The following is a 22,740-nucleotide window of genomic DNA, read 5'->3' as shown; positions in this document are numbered from 1 at the left end:
GTCAGGATTAGCGTCGTCAAAATCAAGCCCATTCCGCCTTGCTGCAGCGCTTGGCTACTGATACCTGATGTAAAATCCTGACCCAACACGGAGCACAGCAGCGAAGACCTCCAAAAGGCTAGGGACACTTTCATGACCATATTCAAAGCAATTGGATGTCATTACTGCCAGCACGGACATGGAGAAGAAGGTTCCAATTCCATAGAAGAGCCACCGTTGGAATAATGATTTCGTTTTTTCAAAAAGCAGACAAAGAATGAACAATGGCCCAAAGCCAACGAATAGCGCCATCGCGATGCGGTAGAGGAGCATCATGGAACCAGCTACAACCGCCGGGCCGCTAGTCCCAATGCCAACCATCCACATCGCACGGGATTTCTGCGAATCCAGGGTAGGATCTTGTACAACGTCGAGGACGTCGATGCTGGATAGAGCAACCTGCATCCGTCCCAGGCTTTCGTCTACCTGATCTTCCGGCGTCTTGTTTTCGGCCGTGATCGGATAGGGACCCGACATTCCGATCGAAGCCGCAATCGTAACAATCGGTATACTCTTAAAAACTATTGCGCGGCAGGCTTCCAATTTTTGAAACAAAGCCTAAATAGAAGCTTTTTAAAAACCCAAGCGCATAGTACCAAATTTTTCGTTGATTCGTTTACCTTCACCGCTAGTCTCGGAGCTGCAAGAGTCTAGATATGATTGACGAGCATTCTTGGTTTTTCTTTCACTGTAACCATGACGATCAAAACGGACGATTTTAAAATAATCCGCCATAGGCTCGGCGCAACTTTTACCTGTGTTTACGCCCGCTAGTTTTCCAGACATGCACATCAATGTAGTGCAGGAGTCCCCTGCATAGACTGGTGAAGCGACAACCCAAAGCACCCAAATCAAAGACTTCAAAGCGCTCATTTTCAAACCTCCTTGATAGACATAACACGAAATTCCAAAAAAAATTAACGCGGATGATTAGCATTCTTCTACGAAATAATTAGAACAGGCAGGATAAATCATTTGACATATAGCGCCTGAACCCATTACACCCACACAAACTAAAAGCTCATCATTTCCTCAGATTAAAAACTCCTAAATTTAGGCTCTGAGCACTCTGAGAATGTTACTTTGCAAACCCTACCAGACTTTTCGCAATTTTTACCGGCTATCTTTATTGCATTATCCACAGAGGAAGCATTAGCGATAGCACCTCCTGCACCACCATCAACTGGGTTAACAGAAGCAACACATTGATTTCTATACGTTACTATTACACGACAATCAGCTGCACCCCAAGTAGCGCATTTAGATAGTGCATCTGTAGAGGCATCTACTTTGGAAAGAAAGCCAGCACTTAGACCGGTATCTCCATTAGGAGACTGTGCAACCGCGCCCCAAGTTTTTAGCCATTCACCATTAGGCCTGGGTGCAGGAGTCGTTATATATCTGTCAGAGCCAGAGCCCTGACTATCTGAAGGCCCAGGACCACACATCGCACTACCAGCCGCAGTGCCAATCGGACAGGCAGTTTGGCCAAATGCTGCAGTGATCGGCAAAATTAAAAATAGCGCAGCGCAAGAAAGTGCAGGTCTCGCGGAAATTGAGTTATGCATTCCTGCCTCCAGGTCGCTCAGGTAAAGGAGCATTAGCAAATTTCCCTTCCGACTGCTGAGGGGCATCAACTGATCCGCGTGTCACCCTCGTGGGTGAGGCGGTTCCTACGACAACATCAGAGTTAGCATCTCTGGCAATTTGGGGAGGTGAATAGGTCTGTGGTGCATAAGATCCTGGCGGTTGTCCCTGCGGCCCGGGACGGCTAGCTGCACCAGTCGCCGCCCCCATTGCCGCATATGGTGTAAATGCACCAAGCGTGCCCTGGAAGAACATCGCAGCCATTGGAGGTGCAGTCAGGATCAGTGTCGTCAGAATCAAGCCCATGCCGCCTTGCTGCAGCGCTTGACTACTGATCCCCGATGTAAAATCCTGACCCAACACGGAGCCCAGCAGCGAAGATCCCCAAAAGGCTAGAGACACTTTCGTGACCATGTCCAAAGCAATGGATGTCATGACTGCCAGCACGGACATGGAGAAGAAGGTTCCAATTCCATAGAAGAGCCACCGTTGGAATAATGATTTCGTTTGTTCAAATAGCAGACAAAGAATGAACAATGGCCCAAAACCAACGAACAGCGCCATCGCGATGCGGTAGAGGAGCATCATGGAACCAGCCACAACGGCCGGGCCGCCAGTCCCAATGCCAACCATCCACATCGCACGGGATTTCTGCGAATCCAGTGTAGGATCTTGTACAACGTCGAGGACGTCGATGCTAGATAGAGCGACCTGCATCCATCCCAGGCTTTCGTCTACCTGATCTTCCGGCGTCTTGTTCTCGCCCGTGATCGCGTAGGCGATCTCCTTCTTGACATCGTCGTTGACGAACTTCTGGATGAAAGGACTCGACATCCCGATCGAAGCCGCAATCGTGACAATCAATGCGCTCTTACACATCGTCACGATGAATGCGGCCATCGACTCCCGACTACGACCTGTGATCATGTTGAAGCCCTGGATCATCACCCAGATCGTCAACACGATCATTGCAACGCCGGAAACCCAGAGCGTAAAACGTCCCAGAAGACCTGCTTCAAAGTCGGAGATTCTATTCGTCAGATAACTCATGATCTGGCGATAGAAGACGAAGTCACCGACTGACGAGACACCCGGATAAGGACTGAGTGCCTGCACACTCAGATTATTCATCCATTGCCCAAAATTTGAAATTCCATTTGCCATTACAACACCTCAATCAACGGTTCGGGCAACGATGAATATCCTGAAAACTCCGCTCACTAGTCTCCAAGCGCTTCAGCAAGAGCAGCAGTTTTCACCACAGTACCCAATATATTCTGCTTCCCACGCAACATATCCTGCGTAAGTGCGCGCTGGTTATCTTCCAACGCAGCGATATATGTGTCATAGCCCTTGACTTGATTATTCACTTGCTCAAAAGTCTTGGTCATGCGCGTATTTGTATCATTTAGAGAATACATAGAAGCATTAAGATCACCTGGATTCACACTGAAATTGCGCAGGGACATTAGCTTGTTCAAGCTCTGATCCATGGTCGGCATAGTTTCAGCTAGAAAACCAACGACGTAGTTGTAGCGTTGATTTTTCATATACTGAATAGCCACGCAAAGCTGCTTTTGTTGCTCACGCGGATTATTATTCGCAAACCCAGTAGAACTACTCAGCATGCTTGTGATGGACGACATGCTAAAGCTAATACCACCGCCGCAACGCTCGAATCCAAAATTAGGCGACACCGGCTCAAGTTTGACCCCACTTGGCAGTCCGAACGTATTGATCATAGACTGCAACTGAACTAGGTTTTTCTGAAGCAGTTCAAATTGTGCAGTGTATTGGCTGTACTCCACCCCCCACTGCTGTACGGTGGCAAGCATATTCTTAATGGACTCTCCAATCGCAGCCACGTCTATAACAGGAACGCCACTAGCTCCAGCATTAATCGGCACCAACGTCAAGCCAAGACTGGCATACAGGGAAATCGCCAAAATCCGGGCCTTTAGTTTTGGAAATCCAACTTTCAACTGACGACTCATGGACATTCTCCTATCATTCATATTCACGACAACAGCGACAGAATCTGGTTTCAAACGACCGATTATGTTTCTAAACTACTGCCTTTCCTTTACCAGAACCCTTTCTATTTTCATAAAATGCCGGCAGCCACTCTTCGGGCGGCACGTCGTTCGCGGATACATGCAATCGGGAGGCGGCATCATTGACCGAAGCATGCATAATCTCGATGTTGTCGGTAGACGCTGAAATCACCGCTAATGCATCGTCCATTCCGCGCAGGTTGAGCTGACAGACACTGGAAGCGTGTCCCTGCTTAACCAAGAAACAGCGAGAACGCTCATCCAATCCAATCACAACCTGATACTCCGCCTCGCTGAGCTTGAGTCCGTTGATATAATCTTCGCGATCCGCATTCGGATTGGGCAGAAGGATCAGCGTCGCAGTCTGCTCGATCAGAGCCGCCGAAATGTCGCTTTTCAGTGCGTCTTCCGGGCTTTGGGTTGCAAAAATACCTAGACCGTTTTGTTTACGAATAGTTTTTTGTTTGTTCTTTGCGAATTCCTTCAAGCCGCCGCCACCATCAAGGATCTTCCAGAACTCGTCCATCACGTAGATCAGAGGACGGCCGTCGATCAGGGTTTCCAACTTATGAAGCAAATAGTTGATGACCGGCACACGGACTTCAGGATTGTCGATGACGTCCGTATAATCAAAACCGATGATGTTCGCACGCGACAGATCGATAGTGTCGACTGGATTGTCGAACACCCAACCGAGAGAATTTCCGGAAGTCCAGCGGCGCATACGCGCGAATAGACCATCATCACCCATGTTGGGCAAACTCTTTTGGAAATTCGTCATGCTGCGCAGATGCATCGGCGTGTCAAGCATGTTCTCTACTGCTCGAAAGATATCCTCTTCCTCACGCGAACTGTATTCGCGCTTGCCAGCCAGCACCTTGATCAAGTCGGCAAGGAATTGGACATTGCCTTCATTCCTTTCGCATTGAAAAGGGTTGAACCCGGTGGGCATACCGTTATCAAGTGCCAGATAGTTCCCGCCACATGCACGCACAAAGATCTCAGCACCACGATCCTTATCAAAGAAAAAGATCGTCGGCGAAGGCTCGTATTTCTGAACTTGGCTCAATAAGAAGTTGATGAGCGCGGTCTTACCGGTACCGGACTTACCAATCACCATCGTGTTAGCAATTGCCTTCTCTCCAAGCGAGTTTTCACTAGGATGAGTAGCATGAAAATTGAAGAAGTATGGCTGACCATTCGTGGTCTGCAGGGTGGTGACGCAGTCACCCCAGGGATTATTGCTACGCTTACCACTGGCAAAATTATGGAGCGGTGATAAGCCAAGAAAATTCAGCGAGCTGACATTGGCAATCCGCGTGCGATAGCGCCAGTTGCCCGGCAGCTGCGAGTAGAATGAGGATGCAACCGCAAGATCCTCCTTGGCGGAAACAAATCCTCCATTCGACAGCTCGGCGCGGGTGGCAGCAATATTCTGTGTGAGAATGTCTTGGCTGTCCGCATAAACGGCCATCGTAAAGTGGTATTCGCCAAGCACAAAATTGCCTGATGCGATCTGGTCCATCGCCATATCTAACTCTATGATCTGGCTGACCGCTTTGTCCCCAGAAGAAATCATCATGCCCTTCGTACGGTCCAGTACGCGCAAAGCATCCTGACGCCCAATAGGACTGAAGGAATGGGTGATCACATACTCGAAGTCAAGATATTTCAACCCATTTAAAATACCCGGATATGTGCCTTCAGCATACTCTTTTACGTTCAGAAGCGCGCCAAAGTGATTCACTCCGTTGGGAGTATTGATCACATAGTCTCCGCTTTTTGCTGAAAACATATGCCGGCTGACAGGCAAATACTCGTTGACAGGTGCAGTTAGAACCGGCACAGGCTCATCGATTCGATTTACAAGGTAAGCAAAGAACTCCAATGTTTCGGAAAAGACGATGCCGTTTTTGGCCTCATACATGCCAAGCCGGTAAGGAGCATAATCTCGAATAACCGCTTCGACATTGCCGGCAAGTTCCATCAATTTTGCAACAGCCTGCTCCTGGGAAGCCTGCAATCGTTTGATGTCCGTAGATTTCTCCGCGAAACGCTTACCGCTCACCATTGGACGATATAGCATCGTCAGATAGAGTTCATTTTGCATGAGCTTCTGCGACGACAGCATATCGAAGTACTTTTCCGACAGCTGCTGATTGAACAGGTTTCTGTAACTACCTTTCTGCGTCAGCTTCCTTCTACGTCGTACGTCATGCACCCAAAAGGCAACGTTCACGAAATCTGGCGCCCGCAGGGTCTGCAGCAATCTGTTAAATGTGTTGTGCCGATGCTCCAGCTCCCATTCATCGCGACCGACAAACGGCAAACCTTCCAAGTGCCAAGTCAACAGATAGTCGCCCCCTGTTGTCTTGACCACGTTGGCCGAGACATGCGACGAAAAGGGAATAAATTCGCTTATGGAGGTGTCCGGGTTGAACATCTGCTTGGCCTAGCCCCTATGGGTAACACTGAAAACGAAAGGAAGCCGGCGTCTGACGACGCCGACCCCTAAACTATCAAAAGCCTGCCAATTTCATGGAGGCGGACTTTTCCGATAACTATTGGGTGTAAAAACCCACTTTCCTGCATTGGAACGAACGTTTCTAACTCTTAACTTGAACTGCCAACGCAATCCCAGTAAGCGAAAAATCATCTCGTCGCGTCGAGCCATCTGACGCATTATGAAAATAATCACCGGGATAAGAAAAAGATATAAAAAATTCGTATACATAGAAAAAACTAACGTCCCGCCTGCACCTATGAAAAACGGAACATAGGGCACGCCCAAGAACATGGCAGGCCTGGTGCAGCCGCGGAAGACGACGTTTTTCTTCACGTTAAGCTGCCAGGAAAGGAAGGCTGTGAGTGACGAAGGCGTTAACTGCTCCGCAGCTACCACCAGCTCCAGTACCCAACAGCATACGAGCAATCTGGCCAGCAGCACCAATCAAAACGCCACCAATCAAAATCGGAGCGACATCGCCTATGCGCTTATGTGCAAATGCGATTTGATAACCGGCAAAAATCACCGCGATGGTCACCACTGCGATCGAAGCGATATTGAGCAGGCCAGTAATACTGGTGAAAAACTCACAGGTCTTCGTATCAGTACCACCAAAATTCTGCGCAAAAGCAGTTGATGTAGTCAACGCCGCCACAAATATCGCAGACTTGACGACCGTCTTGGCTGTCTGCTGGGTTTCGGGGGAAAAAAATTTGGCATGCTTCATTGTGAATCTCCTTGTTAAGGCCCAACATGATGGTGCACCTACCGGATCGGCCATGCCGGAGGCTAGAAAACGAATGCCGCGTCCCCTGTTTTCACAACTGGCTGCTGTGAAGAGGCAGGTGAAGGAACTGGGTGGTTTGCGGCAGCTTGCTTTGAAGGGGAACCTAGTATCACCGGTACTCGTGAACTCATCAACACGGCAACCTCTCCATCGCTCGAAAGGCCCGTAGATGCTTGAGAGGCACTAGACGATTTTGAAGAGCTAATCGTTCTGATCCCAAGCGATTGCGCGGAAGCCTCAGGACTTCGCTGCACTGAGGAAGAAGAGCCCAAGGGATCATCTTGGCTTGAACGCACGGACCCGCTGCTCTCGACAGCCACGATCTGAGGGAAGACCTGAGCAGGATCAGCCGGCGGCATAGCGGTTGCGGCATACAAACGGTCGTCCACTACGCGCGACAACACGCGATCCGGCAATGACTTGAGCAATGCTTTGGCCGGCTTGACTGGTTGCCTCAGCTGCACTGGAATCTGATTCGCCAACGGAATAGGAGCGACGCCCGCTTGAGCGGTAGCCCTTGCCATGGAATCGAACACCTTTTGTACGTATCCATGTCGAAAGCCGGTCACAAAATTTCCTGAATAGTAGCAACTAAGCGCCTTGCCCCAATCTTTCCCAGAGCGTTGATAGCACTCAGAGAGAATAGCTGATCCTGCCTTCAAGTTCGGGCACTGCTGAAATGCCTGCTCGTAAGACTGCAGACCGTATTTCGACAAGTTGTAACGATTTACTTGAGCAAGCCCAAGAGAAAAGTTATAGCCCTTTTCCTGAAGCATCTGGACCGTCGAAAGCGCTTCGCTCAAATTCATCGGCTGCCGTACGAGCCGTCCACCTACGACGCCGATGGCATAGGGGTTGTGCGAAGACTCTACTTGGACAACATGCTGCATTACAGAAAGCGGAGCGGCCATCTCTCCACATGCCATCATTTCAATTCCAGGGAGCACGATATGCCCTCCTCTCTGTCTCACACTTGGTGCCAAACAAACGTGTATACGCACAGATGACCGAGGCGCCCTCATTCAAGGATAAAAAAAGCATTCCGTCCTTTCTTATCATGACTGAAAGCTCCTTTCTGGGTTGAAGTCGATACCTGTGATATACCGCCGACCTTCGTGCGCCTTGATATGAACGATTATATCGATTGTCATCATCAATAATCGTTTAATCACATTGAACTCTAAACCAGAACCCTCAACCGAGGCCTTCACCATTAAAGCCAACTGGTCCCACGTCTGCTCCGGGCTGCCTGCATGGCAGCTAGTAATGGAGCCAGGATGTCCAGACGCACAGTTTCGTATGAAATAAAATGCCTCATCTCCCCGTAGCTCTGCCAAGATAATTCTATCCGGCTTCATACGTAAGCAAGCCTCCATACAGCTTTTGGCTGTAACGTTGCTGGCGCTCTGCCCACCCTTAGAATAGAGCAGATGAACCACATTAGGCTGCGAGATAAACAGCTCCCGCGCATCTTCAATCGTGACAAGACGCTCACTACCGGGGATATGGTTGACTAATGACTTCATGAACGTAGTCTTGCCGCTACCAGTCGCTCCAGAAACAACGATATTCTTCTTGTACAGTACTGCTTGCCTGAAGAACTCAGCATATTGCCGACACTGGCGTAGCATCAGAAGTTCTTTGTCGTGCTCGCTTACTTCTCCGCTATGCTCCAGGATCTGATCAAAAAATCCATCTTCCTGATATTGAGAAAGCGTCTTCGTATGCTTAGAGGGCAAACGGATTGTAATCGAGACTTTACCGGAATCGCAGGCAGGGGGAATAACAAACTGAGCCCGTTGACCTGTTGGAAAAGTCAGTGAAACAACCGGATCAGCGTCAGTAATACGCTGACCCGTGTTACTTTCATTGACGACTGCTGTACAGAATTGGCGAGCACGTTCGAACGTCAGCCCTGGTACCTCGACCTTCTCCCAACCGCTACGCGTCTCTAGATACACCTCTCCAGGACGATTTATACATATCTCCGTTACTTCGGACGAGAGCATGTACTCCCGAATACCGAGCACACTGTACTGGTATTCAAGGAACTCGCTGGATGCCTTTGAGACGGGAGAAACTTCTACGTCCACGTGTGCTCTCGTTACCTTCTTGGCAGTACGTTAGTGAAATCGACGTCCTTTGCAACATACACATTAACCAGCGAACCTTGATTAATAGTGACAGTTGCTGGTCGCCTCATGCTTTCCGTTGCTGCGTCATTTGCAAGACGTTCCATTGTCCGAGCGGTTGCACTCTCATAAGGGGACTGAACTTCCACACCAGTCTGTGAGACTGTTGTCTGTTCAGGGCCGTATTCGGCTGCCGCATACTTGAAGGCGTCGGCTAGCAAGCTGATCATTAATGCCGACGACAAACGCTGGCCCCAATGTGCGTCATACTGACCAGGATGCCCCGCGCCGCCCAAGCTATCAATGCCGGGACTTGCCATAGAGACGTCGATACCTGTCGGCGTCGTAATACGGTCCCAAATCACAGAAACACGCTGGCCTGTGGGACCGCCACTGTAGCTTCCGTAAATCTTTGACCCTTTGGGCAACAACAACGTCCGTCCGTTAATGGAATAAACAGGCTCAGTAATAAGACATGATGTGAATCCTGGGATATCGGTAATTACCCGAGTTTCAAGAATGCACCGCAAATAAGTACCACGCACAAGCAACGCATCTGGATGTCGAATAAACTGAGCGTTCGAGACTTTTTGCTTATCTGCCTCGCTACTACCCTCCGCGCCCGCGGCCCCGCCCTCGCTAGCAGGATTAAGTCCAGCCAATATGGAGTTGGAATATTCTTCAGCGCTCGTCGGGCCACTGCCGCCAGATTCGTTAGCGCCTCCGGCGGAGGCCATGCGACGCTCAGCCAAGGTAGGTCCCGCCGGACGGTTGCTTGCTGGATAAACCGGCTGAGGATAGTCCGGCGTTTCCGGTGAGGGAAGGGGCGGCGGTGCAAGTGAAATGGGAGGGACGTCCTGTTGAACGTCGACCGGAGCAGGAGTGGTTGCCATTTTTGGCAAACTTGGTGCTGTGACAGCAGCCGTAGGCTCCTTCTTTGCATCTGCGACATTGCGGCTAGTCGCGCTTTTATAAAGAAAGAAGGCGAGCACAAGCAAAACGAGAACAATTGCACCCAAGAAAAACAAAGCCTTCCTGTTTAAACGCTGATCTTCGACAGAACGCAGTTCAGGTGCCGAGGCATCCAGATCTGGCAATGGCTGCGCCTGCGTGCGCGCGAAATATGGGTTGTTCGTATCTTGCCCGTTATTTGTCGCCTGAGACCGATCGTTATCTCTGCCATCAAGGCGACCGTCGTTATTGTCAGGAGGATTATTCTGGCTCATTTTTTCACGTTCCTCCGGAGACCAACGACATTGCTTCCATGCCTAATAATCAAATAAGGATAAGTGCCATGGATCACTAACATATTTCCTTCCACGGTAGTGTTCACAACGAAATCTTCACCGTGTTCCTTTTCACGACCAAAGACAGCTGGAAAATTGCCCGTCTGAAATGCATTTGATTCCGTAAGTTTTAAATAAGTGAACCGACCGTCATCGTAGACACTTACAGGAACTAGCCAAGCAAGACGACTTCTCGTTGAATACGAATAGTCAAAATAATACTGCCTATCTTTGGATAGTTCGGTATTGAGCAGCGGCTTGTTCTCATCCTTGGCAGTATCCTGGGCTGCGGTAAATTGCGAGTCGCTGGGATAGTTGAAAACCACCTTGTATTGAACTCCGGCACGGCGCGCCTGCTCGAGCTCGCGCCAGTCAGTGGCAACGACCTTTAGTTCGAAAATATAAGAGTGCGTTTCTGTCCGCACCATCATATTGGTATCCACGTCAATATTTTTTGGCTTTAGATAAAAAACATTATCCCTACGCGTCAATTCCCAACCGCTACTAAAGCCAGTACTATAATCTAGTATTTTTTCGTTTGGATTCAACTCGATCTGGGTAGTTATGCCCAACCCGGCACGAATCTGATAGATTTGGTCAGCCTTGTAATCATAATAGTCAACAGCCTGAGCACTTACATTACCGATCGTGTAGACCGATGTAAGTACGGCCAATAACCACACCTTCCATCTATGCCTGAGCATCATTGACCTTTTGCTCCATCATTTCCAATAGAAATTCCCTCAGCTGTCCCAGAAGCAGCCTCAGTCGCTGCAGGAACAGCCACACCGATCGCGGGCACGGACGCTTGATCAACACTTTGGGGAACCGCAGTTCCTTGTTGCTGTGGCGGCGAGGGCTGTATCGTACTACTTGCGACCGGCGCTCCTACATCAGGGACAGCTTTGTCATAATCATTATCAACGCGGTATTCGGTCACTTGAAAACCCAACGGATTCTGCAGCCTATCCTGCTCATCCAATTTCAGGTTATCGTTATAATCAAACGCCAACGTAATCAACTTATTGTCAATGAATGATGACGTACCGGTCGTTTTTTCATACAACGTGCGCTGAATTCTGACAGCAGCACCACGAAATCCGCCAGATGGACGCTGCCCCAGGGGGGTTATACTTAGAATCTTAACCCTGATAGCTTTACTTTTTCCATACTTCAGAAAAGGATTATCTGGATTGTTTTCCATATACAATTGCTTGTGCCCAGCACCTACAGAGGCAGTGGACATAATAAAAACCAAATTCCAATCCCGCAGCGTCATTATCTCCGAGTCATAAGATTCACGAGCAGTCACATACTGCGCAACATTACTACGATTTATGGCTTCACTAGATGTTATTTGCTGATTATAAAAATCACCTTGAAGTCGAGCGACGGTTGCAGTTCCGCTGGAGGCATCAGCCATTACCAGGTACGGAACCTTCTCCTTCAAAGGCAACATATAATAATAACCACCGGCCAAGAGTAATGACATCATTAAAGAGGCCGTAGCGACCATCCAGGCGCGACGCTGACTGCGTTGCGCAAGGTCCGCAATCGTAAGCTCATAGTTGACCGCTTTCGCCACGACTTGATCAACATTCTGACTGCTAGAGTCTTTCTTACGGAACATGATTAATCCGCTTATACCGTGATTTCACAATGTCAAATCTGCACAGGAAATGCGCAGCTCATAGGCCCATATCAATCTAGCCTGCCGCTTGAGGCGTAGCAGGCTGAACGACAATTTGATTTCCAACTACAGACACGTATACGCCTTGCGTAGCATAAACCGCACTGAGCTCCTCGACTGCTTGTTTGATACTAACAGTATCAATTTTGGAGACGGCAGAATACAAAGTGTAATCAGAGGTTATATTGTAAGCGAGAGTCATATTGGAATCTTTAACCCAGCGCTCCAGCATGGTTTTCAACGTTCCATCCATCGGAGTGGCTTGGTAGACATAAGAAGCATGCAAAGGCAACTCCATGGGAGTTTCGGCAAAGCGGTTAACCGGCTTCCAACGCCCACCAAAGTCGGGAGCAGGCTTGGTCGCGCAGGCCCCGACCAACGCAGCGACCACCAAGACCAGCGACAGCTTGGACACAGACATCGGATTCACTCTGACTTCTCCAACTCATGAGATTTCGGGCTTAAGACGGACAGCACAACAGCTCCGCTCACCTTCGGGTGACGGAGGGGATCTGCCTTTGATGACTCGAGCGAGTGTGCGCGGCCGCCCGAACCAGCCCGAACAGGCCAGTCAGCGCCATGTAGGCGCACACCCGGTAACAATGAATACGCTGCAGAACCATCCATAGCCTTACTCCTGTGCAGCCCCGTCTGGCGCTGCCCCCCTTTAACAAAAAATCAACATTGCGCAAATTCTGGGTAACTTTGCCCTCAACGTACGCACGAGTCAAGAATCGCGGGCACGTCGCCCCATCCGTTTCGTGACAAAAATCACACTTTTACGGAAAGCGTTTTCACATCCGTCTTGGGCAACAGGCGTGCGGTGAAATATCGATCTTCGTAGTAGCGGATCTTGTCGCACTTCACCGGGTGCGGGATGCCCTCGTACAGGAAGACCTCTTTCTCGTTGCCCATTGCCTTGAGTTCCTGCGGAAGCATCAGGGCACGCCGCTCCTCCGAAACGCTACGGGTAGTCTCCCTGCCGCGGGTGACATTCTTCTTCTTGATGGTGGTGTAGCCCAACATCTCGGAGTAGTCGTTCGCATCCTGCTGCTCGCGCGGCGCGTAGAGGATCTGCAGGGCGTGGTTGGTGATGATGGTGCGCGACAGATCCTTGCCATAGGTCGCATCCAGCTGCGCCATGCTCTGGATGATGGGCAGCAAACGAAGGTTGTAGCCCGCCATGTAGGCAACCGCAGTGGCGATGATGTCGACCTTGCCGATCGAGGTGAATTCGTCCATCAACAGCAGGCATTGGTATTTCAGCTCTGGATTGGACTTCGGCAGCTCGCGCGTGTTGAGGTTGATGATCTGGCTGAAGAGCAGATTGATGATGAGCCGGCTTTCGGCCAGCTTGTTGGGCTGGATGCCGATGTAGATCGTCATCTTCTTCTTGCGCAGATCGGTGAGCAGGAAGTCGTCCGCGCTGGTTGCCGCATCCAGGACGGGGTTGATCCATGCGTTGAGCGGCTCTTTCAGGGTGCCCATGATGGACGCAAAGGTCTCATCGGCCTGTGACAGCATGTTGGCGAATGCCGAGCGTGCATTGCTGCTGAGGAACCTGCGCTCGGACAGCGACTTGAGGTACTTCTTGAGGTCTGTGCCATCTCCCGACGACAGGCGGTAGATGCCGCCAAGCGTGGGAGCCCCTGCCCCGCCCGGAAAGCCGAGCGACAGCTCTTCGTCCTGGTTTTCAAACAGATACAGGGCGAACGCCATAAAGGCATTACGCGCCTGACTGACCCAGAATTTCTGGTCATCCGACCCGTCCGGATACAGCATCGCGGCGATGCTCATCAGATCCGACACACGAAAGGCGGGATCGCTGGACACATAGGTCAGCGGATTCCACCGATGCGTACGACGGTCTTCGGCAAAAGGATTGAAGAGGAACACCTCATGCCCCTGACTGGCGCGCCAGCCACTGGTGAGGTCGAAGTTCTCCTGCTTGATGTCCAGGACCACGACCGATTCCTGGTACTCCAGCAGGTTGGGAATGACCACGCCGACGCCCTTGCCGGAACGCGTTGGCGCAGCGAGGATCACGAACTGTTGCCCGCTCAGCCGTACAAGCTTGCCGTTGAATTTGCCGACAACGATGCCGTTACCACTAGGCTTGAAAAGACCGTGCTTGGAAAGATCTGCCGCTCCGGCAAAGCGCGCATCACCATGCAGCGCCCGTGCCTTCGGCTTGACCAGGAGCACGACCGTGATGGCCCAAATGATCCCGGGCAGACCAAAGCCAAGAATGCCGGACATCTTGATCTTGGTTGCGTAAGGCGCCACTTCCGGCAAGCCCAGCGCCTTGACGTAGCGGTAGTAGGTATCCCAGGCGTACAGCCCGGTATCGAGCCGCAACAACAGAAGCGTCAGATACCCGGACAGGAAATATCCAACAAGCAATGTCACCAGGGTGGCGACTGCAATTAGTTTGGCTTTGGACACGCGCCCCTACTCCTTGGCTTACTTCTCAACGGCAATTAGCGACGGACGACGGGCTTGTGATCGACCAGATCCGCCCTGCGTCCGCCGCTCTCGCTCTCGACGAGCGAGTCGATCCAGACTCTGGCTTGATCCAGCGACAGGTCCGGCGTGAGCCGGGTTCCGGCATCCGTCACGACGGCATAGGCAACCACAGCGTCAGGCGCGTAAGTATCCTCCCGGGTGATTGCCACGACACGGTACCCGCCCCTGGTCAGCACGGTGTGCTGATACTCGTCCATCGCCAGCCTTCCTTTTCGTCAGCGCGGAGGCGATGCTAAAGCAAGACGTGTGATGGAGAAAGCGGTTTCGGCGAAGCCGGCTCAACAGCGCCTGCTTTCGACGCAAGGCGAGGATCGGGATGCGTCAGTGCTGGAGGAATTCGGTTGACACTTGAAGTGCTTTCAAAGCCACGCGCATGCCTGGCGGTGACAACTCCCCTTGTGGATGAGGTGCCCAGCTATGGATGCGGTGCCCAGCGCCGCGACGAAACAACGTTGAACAGCGACCCGAGTCTGCTCCAGGAATCTCGACGCATGGGACGCTAAAGCGCCCGGCCTGCCAGGCCGGCGTGCAGCCGCCCGTGACGCCTAGCCGCTGCACGATGTTCGATTCAACACGCTTGGGGACGCCAAGGATGGAAACGAAAGCGATCGTCGAAGACCTGGCAAAGGACGCACGGACGCTGCGAGCGTAAATGCATGAGCCAACCTGGGATCCGCGGCAGCAGTCGCTGCCGATGTTGAAGCCACTCAAGTCGCCATGCCGTCTGGACTTGGAGTGGTGGGCGGTACAGGGTTCGAACCTGTGACCCCTACCATGTCAAGGTAGTGCTCTACCGCTGAGCTAACCGCCCGTTTTCTGCATCAGCATTGCGCTGTGCAGGGCGCGCATTCTAGCGCAGGGTTTGGATCGCCACAAGCCCTCCCTGCATCTGAACTGCAACGCTGTCGCCCTGCCCTACGCCAGACTGGCAGCTTTCAGTTTCTGGATCTGGTCGCGAATCTGCGCGGCGGCCTCGAACTCCAGGTCCTTGGCATGCTGGTACATCTGCTGCTCCAGGCTCTTGAGCTTGCCGGCGATCTGGGCAGGCCCCATCGCGCGGTAATCGGGCATTTCCTCCGCCACCTGACGCGACTTCGAGCGTCCCTTGCCTGCCTTCTTCTCGGCGGCATCCTCGCGCGCACCTTCCATGATGTCGGAGATCGGACGCGCCACCGACTTGGGCGTGATGCCATGTTCCAGGTTGTACTCGACCTGCTTCTCGCGGCGACGGTCGGTTTCGTCGATCGCGGCCTGCATCGAGCGCGTCATCTTGTCGGCATACAGAATGGCCTTGCCGCGCAGGTTACGCGCGGCGCGGCCAATGGTCTGAATCAACGAACCGGTCGAACGCAGGAAGCCTTCCTTGTCCGCGTCCAGGATCGCCACCAACGACACTTCCGGCATATCCAGACCTTCGCGCAACAGATTGATGCCGACCAGCACGTCGAACTTGCCCAGGCGCAGGTCGCGGATGATCTCCACGCGCTCCACGGTGTCGATATCCGAATGCAGATAGCGCACGCGGATGCCATGCTCGCCGAGGTACTCGGTGAGGTTCTCGGACATGCGCTTGGTCAGCGTCGTCACCAGCACACGGTCGCCGAGCTTGATGCGCTCGTGGATTTCGGACATCAGGTCGTCCACCTGCGTTCCGACCGGGCGAATTTCGACCACCGGATCGATCAGCCCGGTCGGGCGCACCACCAGCTCGGTGATCTCGCCGGCGGACTCACGCAGCTCGTAGGGCCCCGGCGTGGCCGACACATAGATGCTGCGCGGCGAGCGCGCCTCCCATTCCTCGAAACGCAGCGGCCGGTTGTCCAGCGCCGACGGCAGACGGAAACCGAATTCCACCAGCGTCTCCTTGCGCGAGCGGTCGCCCTTGTACATCGCGCCGATCTGCGGAATGGTCACATGCGACTCGTCGATGACCAGTAGCGCGTCCGGCGGCAAGTAGTCGAACAAGGTCGGCGGCGGCTCGCCGGGTGCCTTGCCGGTGAGATGCCGCGAATAGTTTTCGATACCGTTGCAGAAGCCCACTTCGGCCATCATCTCCAGATCGAACTGGGTGCGCTGCGCCAGGCGCTGCGCTTCGACCAGCTTGTTCTGCGAGTACAGCTGCTCCAAGCGCTCCTTCAATTCCTCCTTGATCGTATCCACCGCACTCAGCGTGCGCTCGCGCGTGGTCGCGTAGTGCGTCTTGGGGTACACGGTGTAGCGCTGCAGCTTGCGCAGCGTTTCGCCGGTCAGCGGATCGAACAGGGTCAGCCGCTCGATGTCGCCATCGAACAACTCGATCCGCAGCGCTTCGGTGTCGGATTCGGCCGGGAACACGTCCAGCACTTCGCCACGCACGCGGAACGCGCCGCGGGTCAGTTCGAATTCATTGCGGGTGTACTGCAGGTCGGTGAGGTGGCGGATCAACTGGCGTTGGTCGATGTGCTCGCCCACCGACAGGATCAGGCGCAGCGACAGATAGTCTTCCGGCGCGCCCAGGCCATAGATCGCCGACACCGTGGCCACCACCAGCGAATCGCGACGCGACAGCAGGGTCTTGGTCGCCGACAGACGCATCTGCTCGATGTGCTCGTTGATCGAACTGTCCTTCTCGATGAAGGTGTCCGACGACGGCACATAGGCCTCGGGCTGGTAGTAGTCGTAGTAGCTGACGAAGTACTCCACCGCGTTGTGCGGAAAGAACGACTTGAACTCGCCATACAGCTGCGCCGCCAGCGTCTTGTTGGGCGCCATCACCAGGGTGGGCTTCTGCACCTGCTGGATCACGTTGGCAATGGTGTAGGTCTTGCCGGAGCCGGTCACGCCCAACAGGGTCTGCTTGGCCAAGCCGGCCTCGAAGCTGGCGACCAGCTTATCGATGGCGGCAGGCTGATCGCCGGCTGGGGAGTACGGGGATACGAGCTGAAAACGGTCGGTCATGGAGCGGATCTCGGGGAAGGACTGCACGAACGGCGGATGCCACTTTCGGTAAAAGTCCGACACCCCATCACTGAGAGCCGGCCTTACCTGGGCCATAGACGCCGTAGAGACTGCTTGCTCCGAGCCAGGGAGCAGGACGGTGAAAGCAGTGACTCGTTCGTGCGCAAAAGGGTACACGGCAGTACAGCTAGTGATCGTGATGGCGATCATCGGAATCATGGCGGCCATCGGCCTGCCTGGCTTCAATGCTTTGATCGAATGGCAGCGAGCACAGGCACGGGTTCACGTGCTTACCGTACATCTGGCGATGGCCAGGAGCATGGCCATCACGCATCGCCTGCCGGTTAGCGTCTGCCCATCCGTTGACGGCGAGAATTGCCGACCAGACAGGGACTGGAGCCGGGGATGGATTCTTTTCAAAGATCCAGCGCGTAGTGGGCAGCCTGCGGACGCGGGCTCGATCCTGCGGATCGAGCAGTATGCTGCGAGCGACAACATCAGCATCACCGGAACGATCGGCCGATCGCTTGTCCGATTTCTTCCGAACGGCCGCAATAGCGGCACCAACATCACGATCAGCCTCTGCACGGGCGCGCAACGCCTGGCGGATGTCATCGTCAACAACTCAGGGCGGACGCGCTCTGTCCGCTACAGGCAACCAACCGCCTGCCCTGCACGGTGAGTTCCAGCAAAAACAAAGAGGCCGCGACTAGTCGCGGCCTCTTCAACATCTTGGCGCCCGAAGTTGGACTCGAACCAACGACCCCCTGATTAACAGTCAAGTGCTCTAACCGGCTGAGCTATTCGGGCGGGGAGGCGTATTCTAGATGCAAGAGTTCGATAGTGCAACACCCAAGGCTGGCTACCAGCAACCCGGGGTGACAGAGGCACTCGGCGTCTTCACGCCTGCCTGATTCAGCGTCATCGTGCCGCACGTATCCCTGGCCTGATTGCCTTGTGGCGCGGCAGTTATCGTGAAGGTGGACTGGTTACCAACGAACCTGATGGTGTATTGGGCAGTACCGCCCTCACGCGGCGACTGGATGGTCGTCGAGCCATTGCCGAAGAGAAAACTCGCATAGGTGTTGTTCGTCGTGTGCGAGCGCTCCGCCAATTGCGCGTATTCGACCAGGTCTGCCTTGGCCTGCGCGCGGCGCGACTTGCGGATATGCTCGGCATAGGACGGATACGCCACTGCCGCCAGAATTCCGACGATAGCGACGACCACCATCAACTCAATCAAGGTGAAACCATCGCCCTTAGCATACTGAGACAGCCGATACGGGACAAAACGAGATAGGCGTAGCGACATTGAGGACCTCCGTCACTGAATCTGGCGCCAAGATTGGCGGCCGCAAGGATAAGGAACATACATGGGCGCGGCGCCTGCGACGTTGACGACCATCCAGCAACCGGAGCCTGCCGGGACAGCTGGCGCGGCCGAGCCATCCTTTGGATTGACTTGGGGCTCAAGCCGGGGCACGACTGAGACGCCTACATCCTTGACCGGAGCGTTCCCACCGGTGTTGAGAGAAATACCAGCAGAACCGGTGGCAAGCGTGGAACCACCGATGCTCCCCATTCGAACTCCAGACAATGCGCCTACGCCAGTCCGCGGATTCAGGCCAAACAACCAATTCACACCATCGGTACTGCAGCCGCTATTTGCAGCCAGCGGCGCATACGTTGCCATGAAGAGAATTCCCGAGACAAGCTCCGGATAACCCACAAATCGTTCACCGGCCGGGAGATCTACATACCATCCCAGCGATATTGCAGGGACAGTGCCTACCTGCAAGGTGCGCGTCCCGCCGGTGGTCGTGACTGAATATGGCGTCAGGCTCGTCCTGGTTAAGGTCGTAGTGATCACGCCATCCACCTGATCTGTAAAACCATACAAGCTCTGTATGTGCTGCGCGGAGCTTGGCAGGCTGTCGTCGTTGAACGAAAAACTACCGGTACCAAATAATACGAGGACCCCGCCGTTTTCACCGGAAGCCACCTGCAGTCCGCCGGTAATAGGTTGCCGATAGGTGCGCCCACCTTCGGCATACGTCCCCGTGGTGAATGCAGGCACAGTCACCGAAGCTGCGGTCGAGGTGAGATCAAACTTCCAGATGGCACCACGAAGATCGGCAGCATAAACCGTATCGGCATAACCATCACGTGTACGAGCCGGCAAACCAGACGGGTCGATCGCCAGGTTGTCTACCCGATCCAGGACAGTAATATTACCCAACCCGTTCCGGCCACTAATAGAGTTCCCAGACTCCGTTGCTTCGATCATACGGACGACCGGAGTTGAGGACGTTCCGATGTCCACCACGAACAGGACAGCCTTGCCGCTGGCGCTGTCATAACCGTTGCCGAAGATCGCTTTCCAGCTCACCGCGCCGTTGGCAGCACGCACCGGGACAATGACAGGCTTGCCGAGCACGTGTCCGATATTGGAACGCACCGTGGCATCACCACTGAGATCGTTAATCTCCCACAGGCGACTCCCACTCCCAAACGTCCCCGGGTTGGTCACATCCAGCGCAAACGCGCCGCGGCCACCAGCTCCAGTCGTACCAACCAGTGTCGTCTTCCAGCTGTTGTTGTAGTAGGCATCTCCTACCGCAAGCGGACCATCGACGAAATAGCGATGATCAAACGGCTGAGCAGACGCCTTGTTGGGTTGATAGGGCAGTAGCAGATTACCCATGTGACCATAGGATGTTGCTGGAATATAGGCAAAGCGCTCACGCCCACCACCACCGAGCACCGTCCCACTACCATTCATGCCGCCGTTGAAGGCATGCAGCATGCCGTCGTTGGCCCCCGCGTACACCATGTACCCCTGATTGGCGCGCTTGGAATTTAAGTAGTTGGTATAGGTCGTTCCCATTGTCCCTCCCAGAGCACGGTATCCGTAGTCATCGATAGGCGCACTGATCAACGGTGTGGAGTTGATGATGTCGCCTAGGACAGTGGTTCGGTCCCGCAACTTGCCCTTCTGCTGCACCTCACCGCTTCGATCGCCCAATAGATAACTAGCCGCTGTCGCCGCCGTTGCTCCAAGATTGACCAAATCTTGCTCCGAGCAAATAGCCTGACCAGGATATAGCGTCCGTGATAACCCGCAAAGACCACTCAAACTAATTGTCGTACCATCAAATTTACGAACATTAGTGCCGTCACTGAAGAAGACATTGCGGGCAGTAGGTGCAGGCATTTGTTCGGAGGCTTCCCAAAACGGGGTAAAACGGGCCTCTCTTGTTTCAGGATCGACGGAAGCCTGACTGGCCTTCAGCTTACTGGACCAATCGGTCCCGTTATTTCTAATCTGATACTCAGGTGACACGGTCAGGGAGCCCGCACCAATGCGAGCACCCGTTAAGGCTAGCGTTCCAGAAGGAGAATTCGCTGCACTGGCTGCCGACAGAACTCGGCGCATCGCACTAGTCACCTCATCAGGGCTCTTGGCATTAATGAACTGACCGCGACTATTAATAGTGGCATGCCAGAGCTCGTCGATTACGCGACCGTCATCGTCCGCAGTTGGATTACCGTTGCTGTTCCAATCGGGGGGATTGGCATATGGATCGCCAGTAGCTGCTTGATTAACTTCGTAGATATTCCCCTGCGCACCCAAGGTGATCGCATAGAAATTCATATGCAAATTTTTCTGACAGTCCAGCCGCTTCCAGTCGGCGGACGTCTTGGAGAGTGTCGCGCACTTGTCGTCCACGGGCACAAGTCCGGCCGGGAAACTTGGACCAGTCACCAGTGGAGTAGAATTGCCAGAATAGTAGCCCGCAGCTATGTCGGCAATCGTATTGCTATAAGAGTCAGCGAATGGGGCGCCAGAGAAATCCACCGTGCCGGTAGAGTCGGCATTGCCATACCCACTGACGGTGTTGTTAGCATTCGTATATCCGTCGGTGAACAACATGCCGCCATTCTTTTGGCATGCACGTAGCACCGGCGCACCATCCCCGGCCCGCAAAAACTGTCTCCCCAGGTAATCGACGGCTGTACGATTTGGCGTACCTCCATTCGGCTTGAGACGGTAAATCAAATCGAACAACGAGGTGCGCGCGGCGTCGTCATCCATGTCATACATGGTCGCCGGAGTCAAGTTATTGATAGTGAAATAGCCGACCCGCATCTTGTCGACGTCGGCTAAAGATCGGGAAGCGGACCCGACGATTGATAAGATACGATTATGGTTATATTGAAACCAATTGGCAAAATTTTGCCGCGCATCATTATACGCAGCAGTATTGGACCCATAATTCGCTAGCAGTATCTGGTAACGACGCATATTACAACCAGGACCACAGGCATTTGCGATGATTGGCCTATTGACGTCACTGGTCAGATATCCAGTCGGAGCTGGGGCATCTACAGGCAGATAAAAAGTTGCCGGCACGTAACCCATTTGCACCGCACAGTTCGCCGTGACTGAGACTGTTGAATTCAAGGTAACCCAGCGCCCGCCACTACTTGGCAAGCCATTACCGGTGGTTGAGTTACATGAACGCGCACTCGATCGATAACGTGTCCCAGCAGGAATTGTCATTCCCGTCAAAAACTGAAACGACTCGCCGTCGCCCTCACGATAGGCAAGGTCATACAGAGTGTTATACCCCGCGCTGAAATCATTGCCATAGACAAGAGGATTACGCGGATCGACTCGGGCTTGGTCGAATGCTGCGGCTGGCCAAAGGTTGGCGCTTGTTGACGTCTGCGCGGGAGGAGTCCATGGCTCATAAAGAACGCTGGGATTATAGTAGCCAGCATTATAAGTTGGCGAGCGCGAAAATCCGAAAGCGTCAAGCGGAGGAATGGCACGCCCAGGAGAATAAGTTGCATTATACCCCGAGTGCGGAAATAAATAAACGTAACAGTCAGGGACGTTGTTTGTACACGACTCGCTCGAATTAAAAAATACACCAGCTGAACTAAAGAAACTAGTCCCATTCCACTGCAAACGCCCATCACCGCCCTTGAATATCCGCTCAAACGTCATCGAATTCGAATCGTCGACCGCCATGATGAAAGCAGGTGGAACGGAGGTCGCGTTATTCAGTGGAGCCTGCGCCAAGCCGCCCTGCCCTTGCGCCGCAATCAGGCCATAGACGAAGTACCCGCCCACCGCAGCCAGAACGATCGCGGAAGCGACAGTGGTTCGAAAAATGCGACGGGACATGC

The 22,740-nt window shown here is 53.3% G+C and carries 20 protein-coding genes and 2 tRNA genes; 1 reads left to right on the top strand and 21 read right to left on the bottom strand.

All coding sequences use genetic code 11. The features are described from left to right. Window positions 1-54: 54 nt before the first annotated feature. From EO139_RS13685 to uvrB, 18 genes are all read right to left on the bottom strand, one after another. Window positions 55-516 carry a type IV secretion system protein gene (locus EO139_RS13685; RefSeq protein ID WP_321185742.1) on the bottom strand — a complete coding sequence of 154 codons (462 nt, stop codon included), beginning with the start codon at window positions 514-516 and terminating at the stop codon, window positions 55-57. Window positions 517-612: 96 nt separating this feature from the next. Beyond that, entirely contained in the window at window positions 613-912 is a 300-nt protein-coding gene (locus EO139_RS13680) for a hypothetical protein (RefSeq protein ID WP_126971048.1), read from the bottom strand. Window positions 913-1,076: 164 nt separating this feature from the next. After that, window positions 1,077-1,487 carry a DUF4189 domain-containing protein gene (locus tag EO139_RS13675; protein ID WP_241235968.1) on the bottom strand — a complete coding sequence of 137 codons (411 nt, stop codon included), beginning with the start codon at window positions 1,485-1,487 and terminating at the stop codon, window positions 1,077-1,079. Between the two features lie 112 nt (window positions 1,488-1,599). After that, on the bottom strand, window positions 1,600-2,790 hold the full coding sequence (locus tag EO139_RS13670) for a type IV secretion system protein (RefSeq protein ID WP_241235963.1): 1,191 nt from the start codon (window positions 2,788-2,790) through the stop codon (window positions 1,600-1,602). Window positions 2,791-2,846: 56 nt separating this feature from the next. Further along, complete coding sequence (locus EO139_RS13665) at window positions 2,847-3,620, bottom strand: hypothetical protein (RefSeq protein WP_126971044.1); 774 nt, start codon at window positions 3,618-3,620, stop codon at window positions 2,847-2,849. Window positions 3,621-3,690: 70 nt separating this feature from the next. Continuing rightward, window positions 3,691-6,123, bottom strand: a complete 2,433-nt coding sequence (locus tag EO139_RS13660; protein ID WP_104581996.1) for a VirB4 family type IV secretion/conjugal transfer ATPase — start codon at window positions 6,121-6,123, stop codon at window positions 3,691-3,693. Between the two features lie 93 nt (window positions 6,124-6,216). Further along, on the bottom strand, window positions 6,217-6,519 hold the full coding sequence (locus tag EO139_RS13655) for a VirB3 family type IV secretion system protein (RefSeq protein ID WP_104581995.1): 303 nt from the start codon (window positions 6,517-6,519) through the stop codon (window positions 6,217-6,219). A gap of 1 nt (window position 6,520) precedes the next feature. Continuing rightward, entirely contained in the window at window positions 6,521-6,913 is a 393-nt protein-coding gene (locus EO139_RS13650; protein WP_104581994.1) for a TrbC/VirB2 family protein, read from the bottom strand. 62 nt (window positions 6,914-6,975) lie between these two features. Further along, on the bottom strand, window positions 6,976-7,920 hold the full coding sequence (locus tag EO139_RS13645) for a lytic transglycosylase domain-containing protein (protein WP_126971042.1): 945 nt from the start codon (window positions 7,918-7,920) through the stop codon (window positions 6,976-6,978). 108 nt (window positions 7,921-8,028) lie between these two features. Continuing rightward, window positions 8,029-9,066, bottom strand: a complete 1,038-nt coding sequence (virB11, locus tag EO139_RS13640) for a P-type DNA transfer ATPase VirB11 (protein ID WP_039522154.1) — start codon at window positions 9,064-9,066, stop codon at window positions 8,029-8,031. Window positions 9,067-9,077: 11 nt separating this feature from the next. After that, a complete protein-coding gene (locus EO139_RS13635) occupies window positions 9,078-10,331 on the bottom strand; it encodes a TrbI/VirB10 family protein (RefSeq protein ID WP_126971040.1) in 1,254 nt (417 codons plus the stop codon). Then, window positions 10,328-11,098, bottom strand: coding sequence for a TrbG/VirB9 family P-type conjugative transfer protein (locus tag EO139_RS13630; RefSeq protein ID WP_164739848.1), 771 nt, complete (start codon window positions 11,096-11,098; stop codon window positions 10,328-10,330). Before EO139_RS13630 ends, EO139_RS13635 begins: the two co-directional genes overlap by 4 nt. Next, a complete protein-coding gene (locus tag EO139_RS13625) occupies window positions 11,095-12,021 on the bottom strand; it encodes a type IV secretion system protein (RefSeq protein WP_126971039.1) in 927 nt (308 codons plus the stop codon). Before EO139_RS13625 ends, EO139_RS13630 begins: the two co-directional genes overlap by 4 nt. Window positions 12,022-12,097: 76 nt before the next feature. Beyond that, window positions 12,098-12,502 (bottom strand): hypothetical protein, encoded by a 405-nt coding sequence (locus EO139_RS13620; RefSeq protein ID WP_104647990.1) that lies wholly within the window; start codon window positions 12,500-12,502, stop codon window positions 12,098-12,100. 350 nt (window positions 12,503-12,852) lie between these two features. After that, complete coding sequence (locus tag EO139_RS13615; protein WP_126971037.1) at window positions 12,853-14,526, bottom strand: type IV secretory system conjugative DNA transfer family protein; 1,674 nt, start codon at window positions 14,524-14,526, stop codon at window positions 12,853-12,855. 35 nt (window positions 14,527-14,561) lie between these two features. Then, on the bottom strand, window positions 14,562-14,804 hold the full coding sequence (locus EO139_RS13610; RefSeq protein WP_126943994.1) for a hypothetical protein: 243 nt from the start codon (window positions 14,802-14,804) through the stop codon (window positions 14,562-14,564). 539 nt (window positions 14,805-15,343) lie between these two features. After that, window positions 15,344-15,418 (bottom strand) — tRNA-Val (locus tag EO139_RS13605). Between the two features lie 104 nt (window positions 15,419-15,522). Further along, complete coding sequence (gene uvrB, locus EO139_RS13600; RefSeq protein ID WP_102253869.1) at window positions 15,523-17,544, bottom strand: excinuclease ABC subunit UvrB; 2,022 nt, start codon at window positions 17,542-17,544, stop codon at window positions 15,523-15,525. Window positions 17,545-17,683: 139 nt separating this feature from the next. Here uvrB and EO139_RS13595 point away from each other — a divergent pair, with 139 nt between their 5' ends. Beyond that, on the top strand, window positions 17,684-18,226 hold the full coding sequence (locus tag EO139_RS13595) for a GspH/FimT family pseudopilin (protein ID WP_164739847.1): 543 nt from the start codon (window positions 17,684-17,686) through the stop codon (window positions 18,224-18,226). A 51-nt stretch (window positions 18,227-18,277) separates the two neighbouring features. Here the strand turns inward: EO139_RS13595 and EO139_RS13590 are convergent. The 3 genes from EO139_RS13590 to EO139_RS13580 form a co-directional block, all read right to left on the bottom strand. After that, window positions 18,278-18,354: transfer RNA gene (locus EO139_RS13590), tRNA-Asn, on the bottom strand. Between the two features lie 52 nt (window positions 18,355-18,406). Continuing rightward, entirely contained in the window at window positions 18,407-18,856 is a 450-nt protein-coding gene (locus tag EO139_RS13585; protein WP_104647993.1) for a type IV pilin protein, read from the bottom strand. A gap of 12 nt (window positions 18,857-18,868) precedes the next feature. Next, complete coding sequence (locus tag EO139_RS13580) at window positions 18,869-22,738, bottom strand: PilC/PilY family type IV pilus protein (protein WP_241235962.1); 3,870 nt, start codon at window positions 22,736-22,738, stop codon at window positions 18,869-18,871. Window positions 22,739-22,740: the final 2 nt, after the last annotated feature.

The organism is Xanthomonas sp. BRIP62411 (genome assembly GCF_003993525.1).
In the GTDB taxonomy this organism is placed as follows: Bacteria; Pseudomonadota; Gammaproteobacteria; order Xanthomonadales; family Xanthomonadaceae; genus Xanthomonas; species Xanthomonas euroxanthea.
Note: the sequence above shows the minus strand (reverse complement) of the source record. Positions and strands in the feature narration are given on the sequence as shown.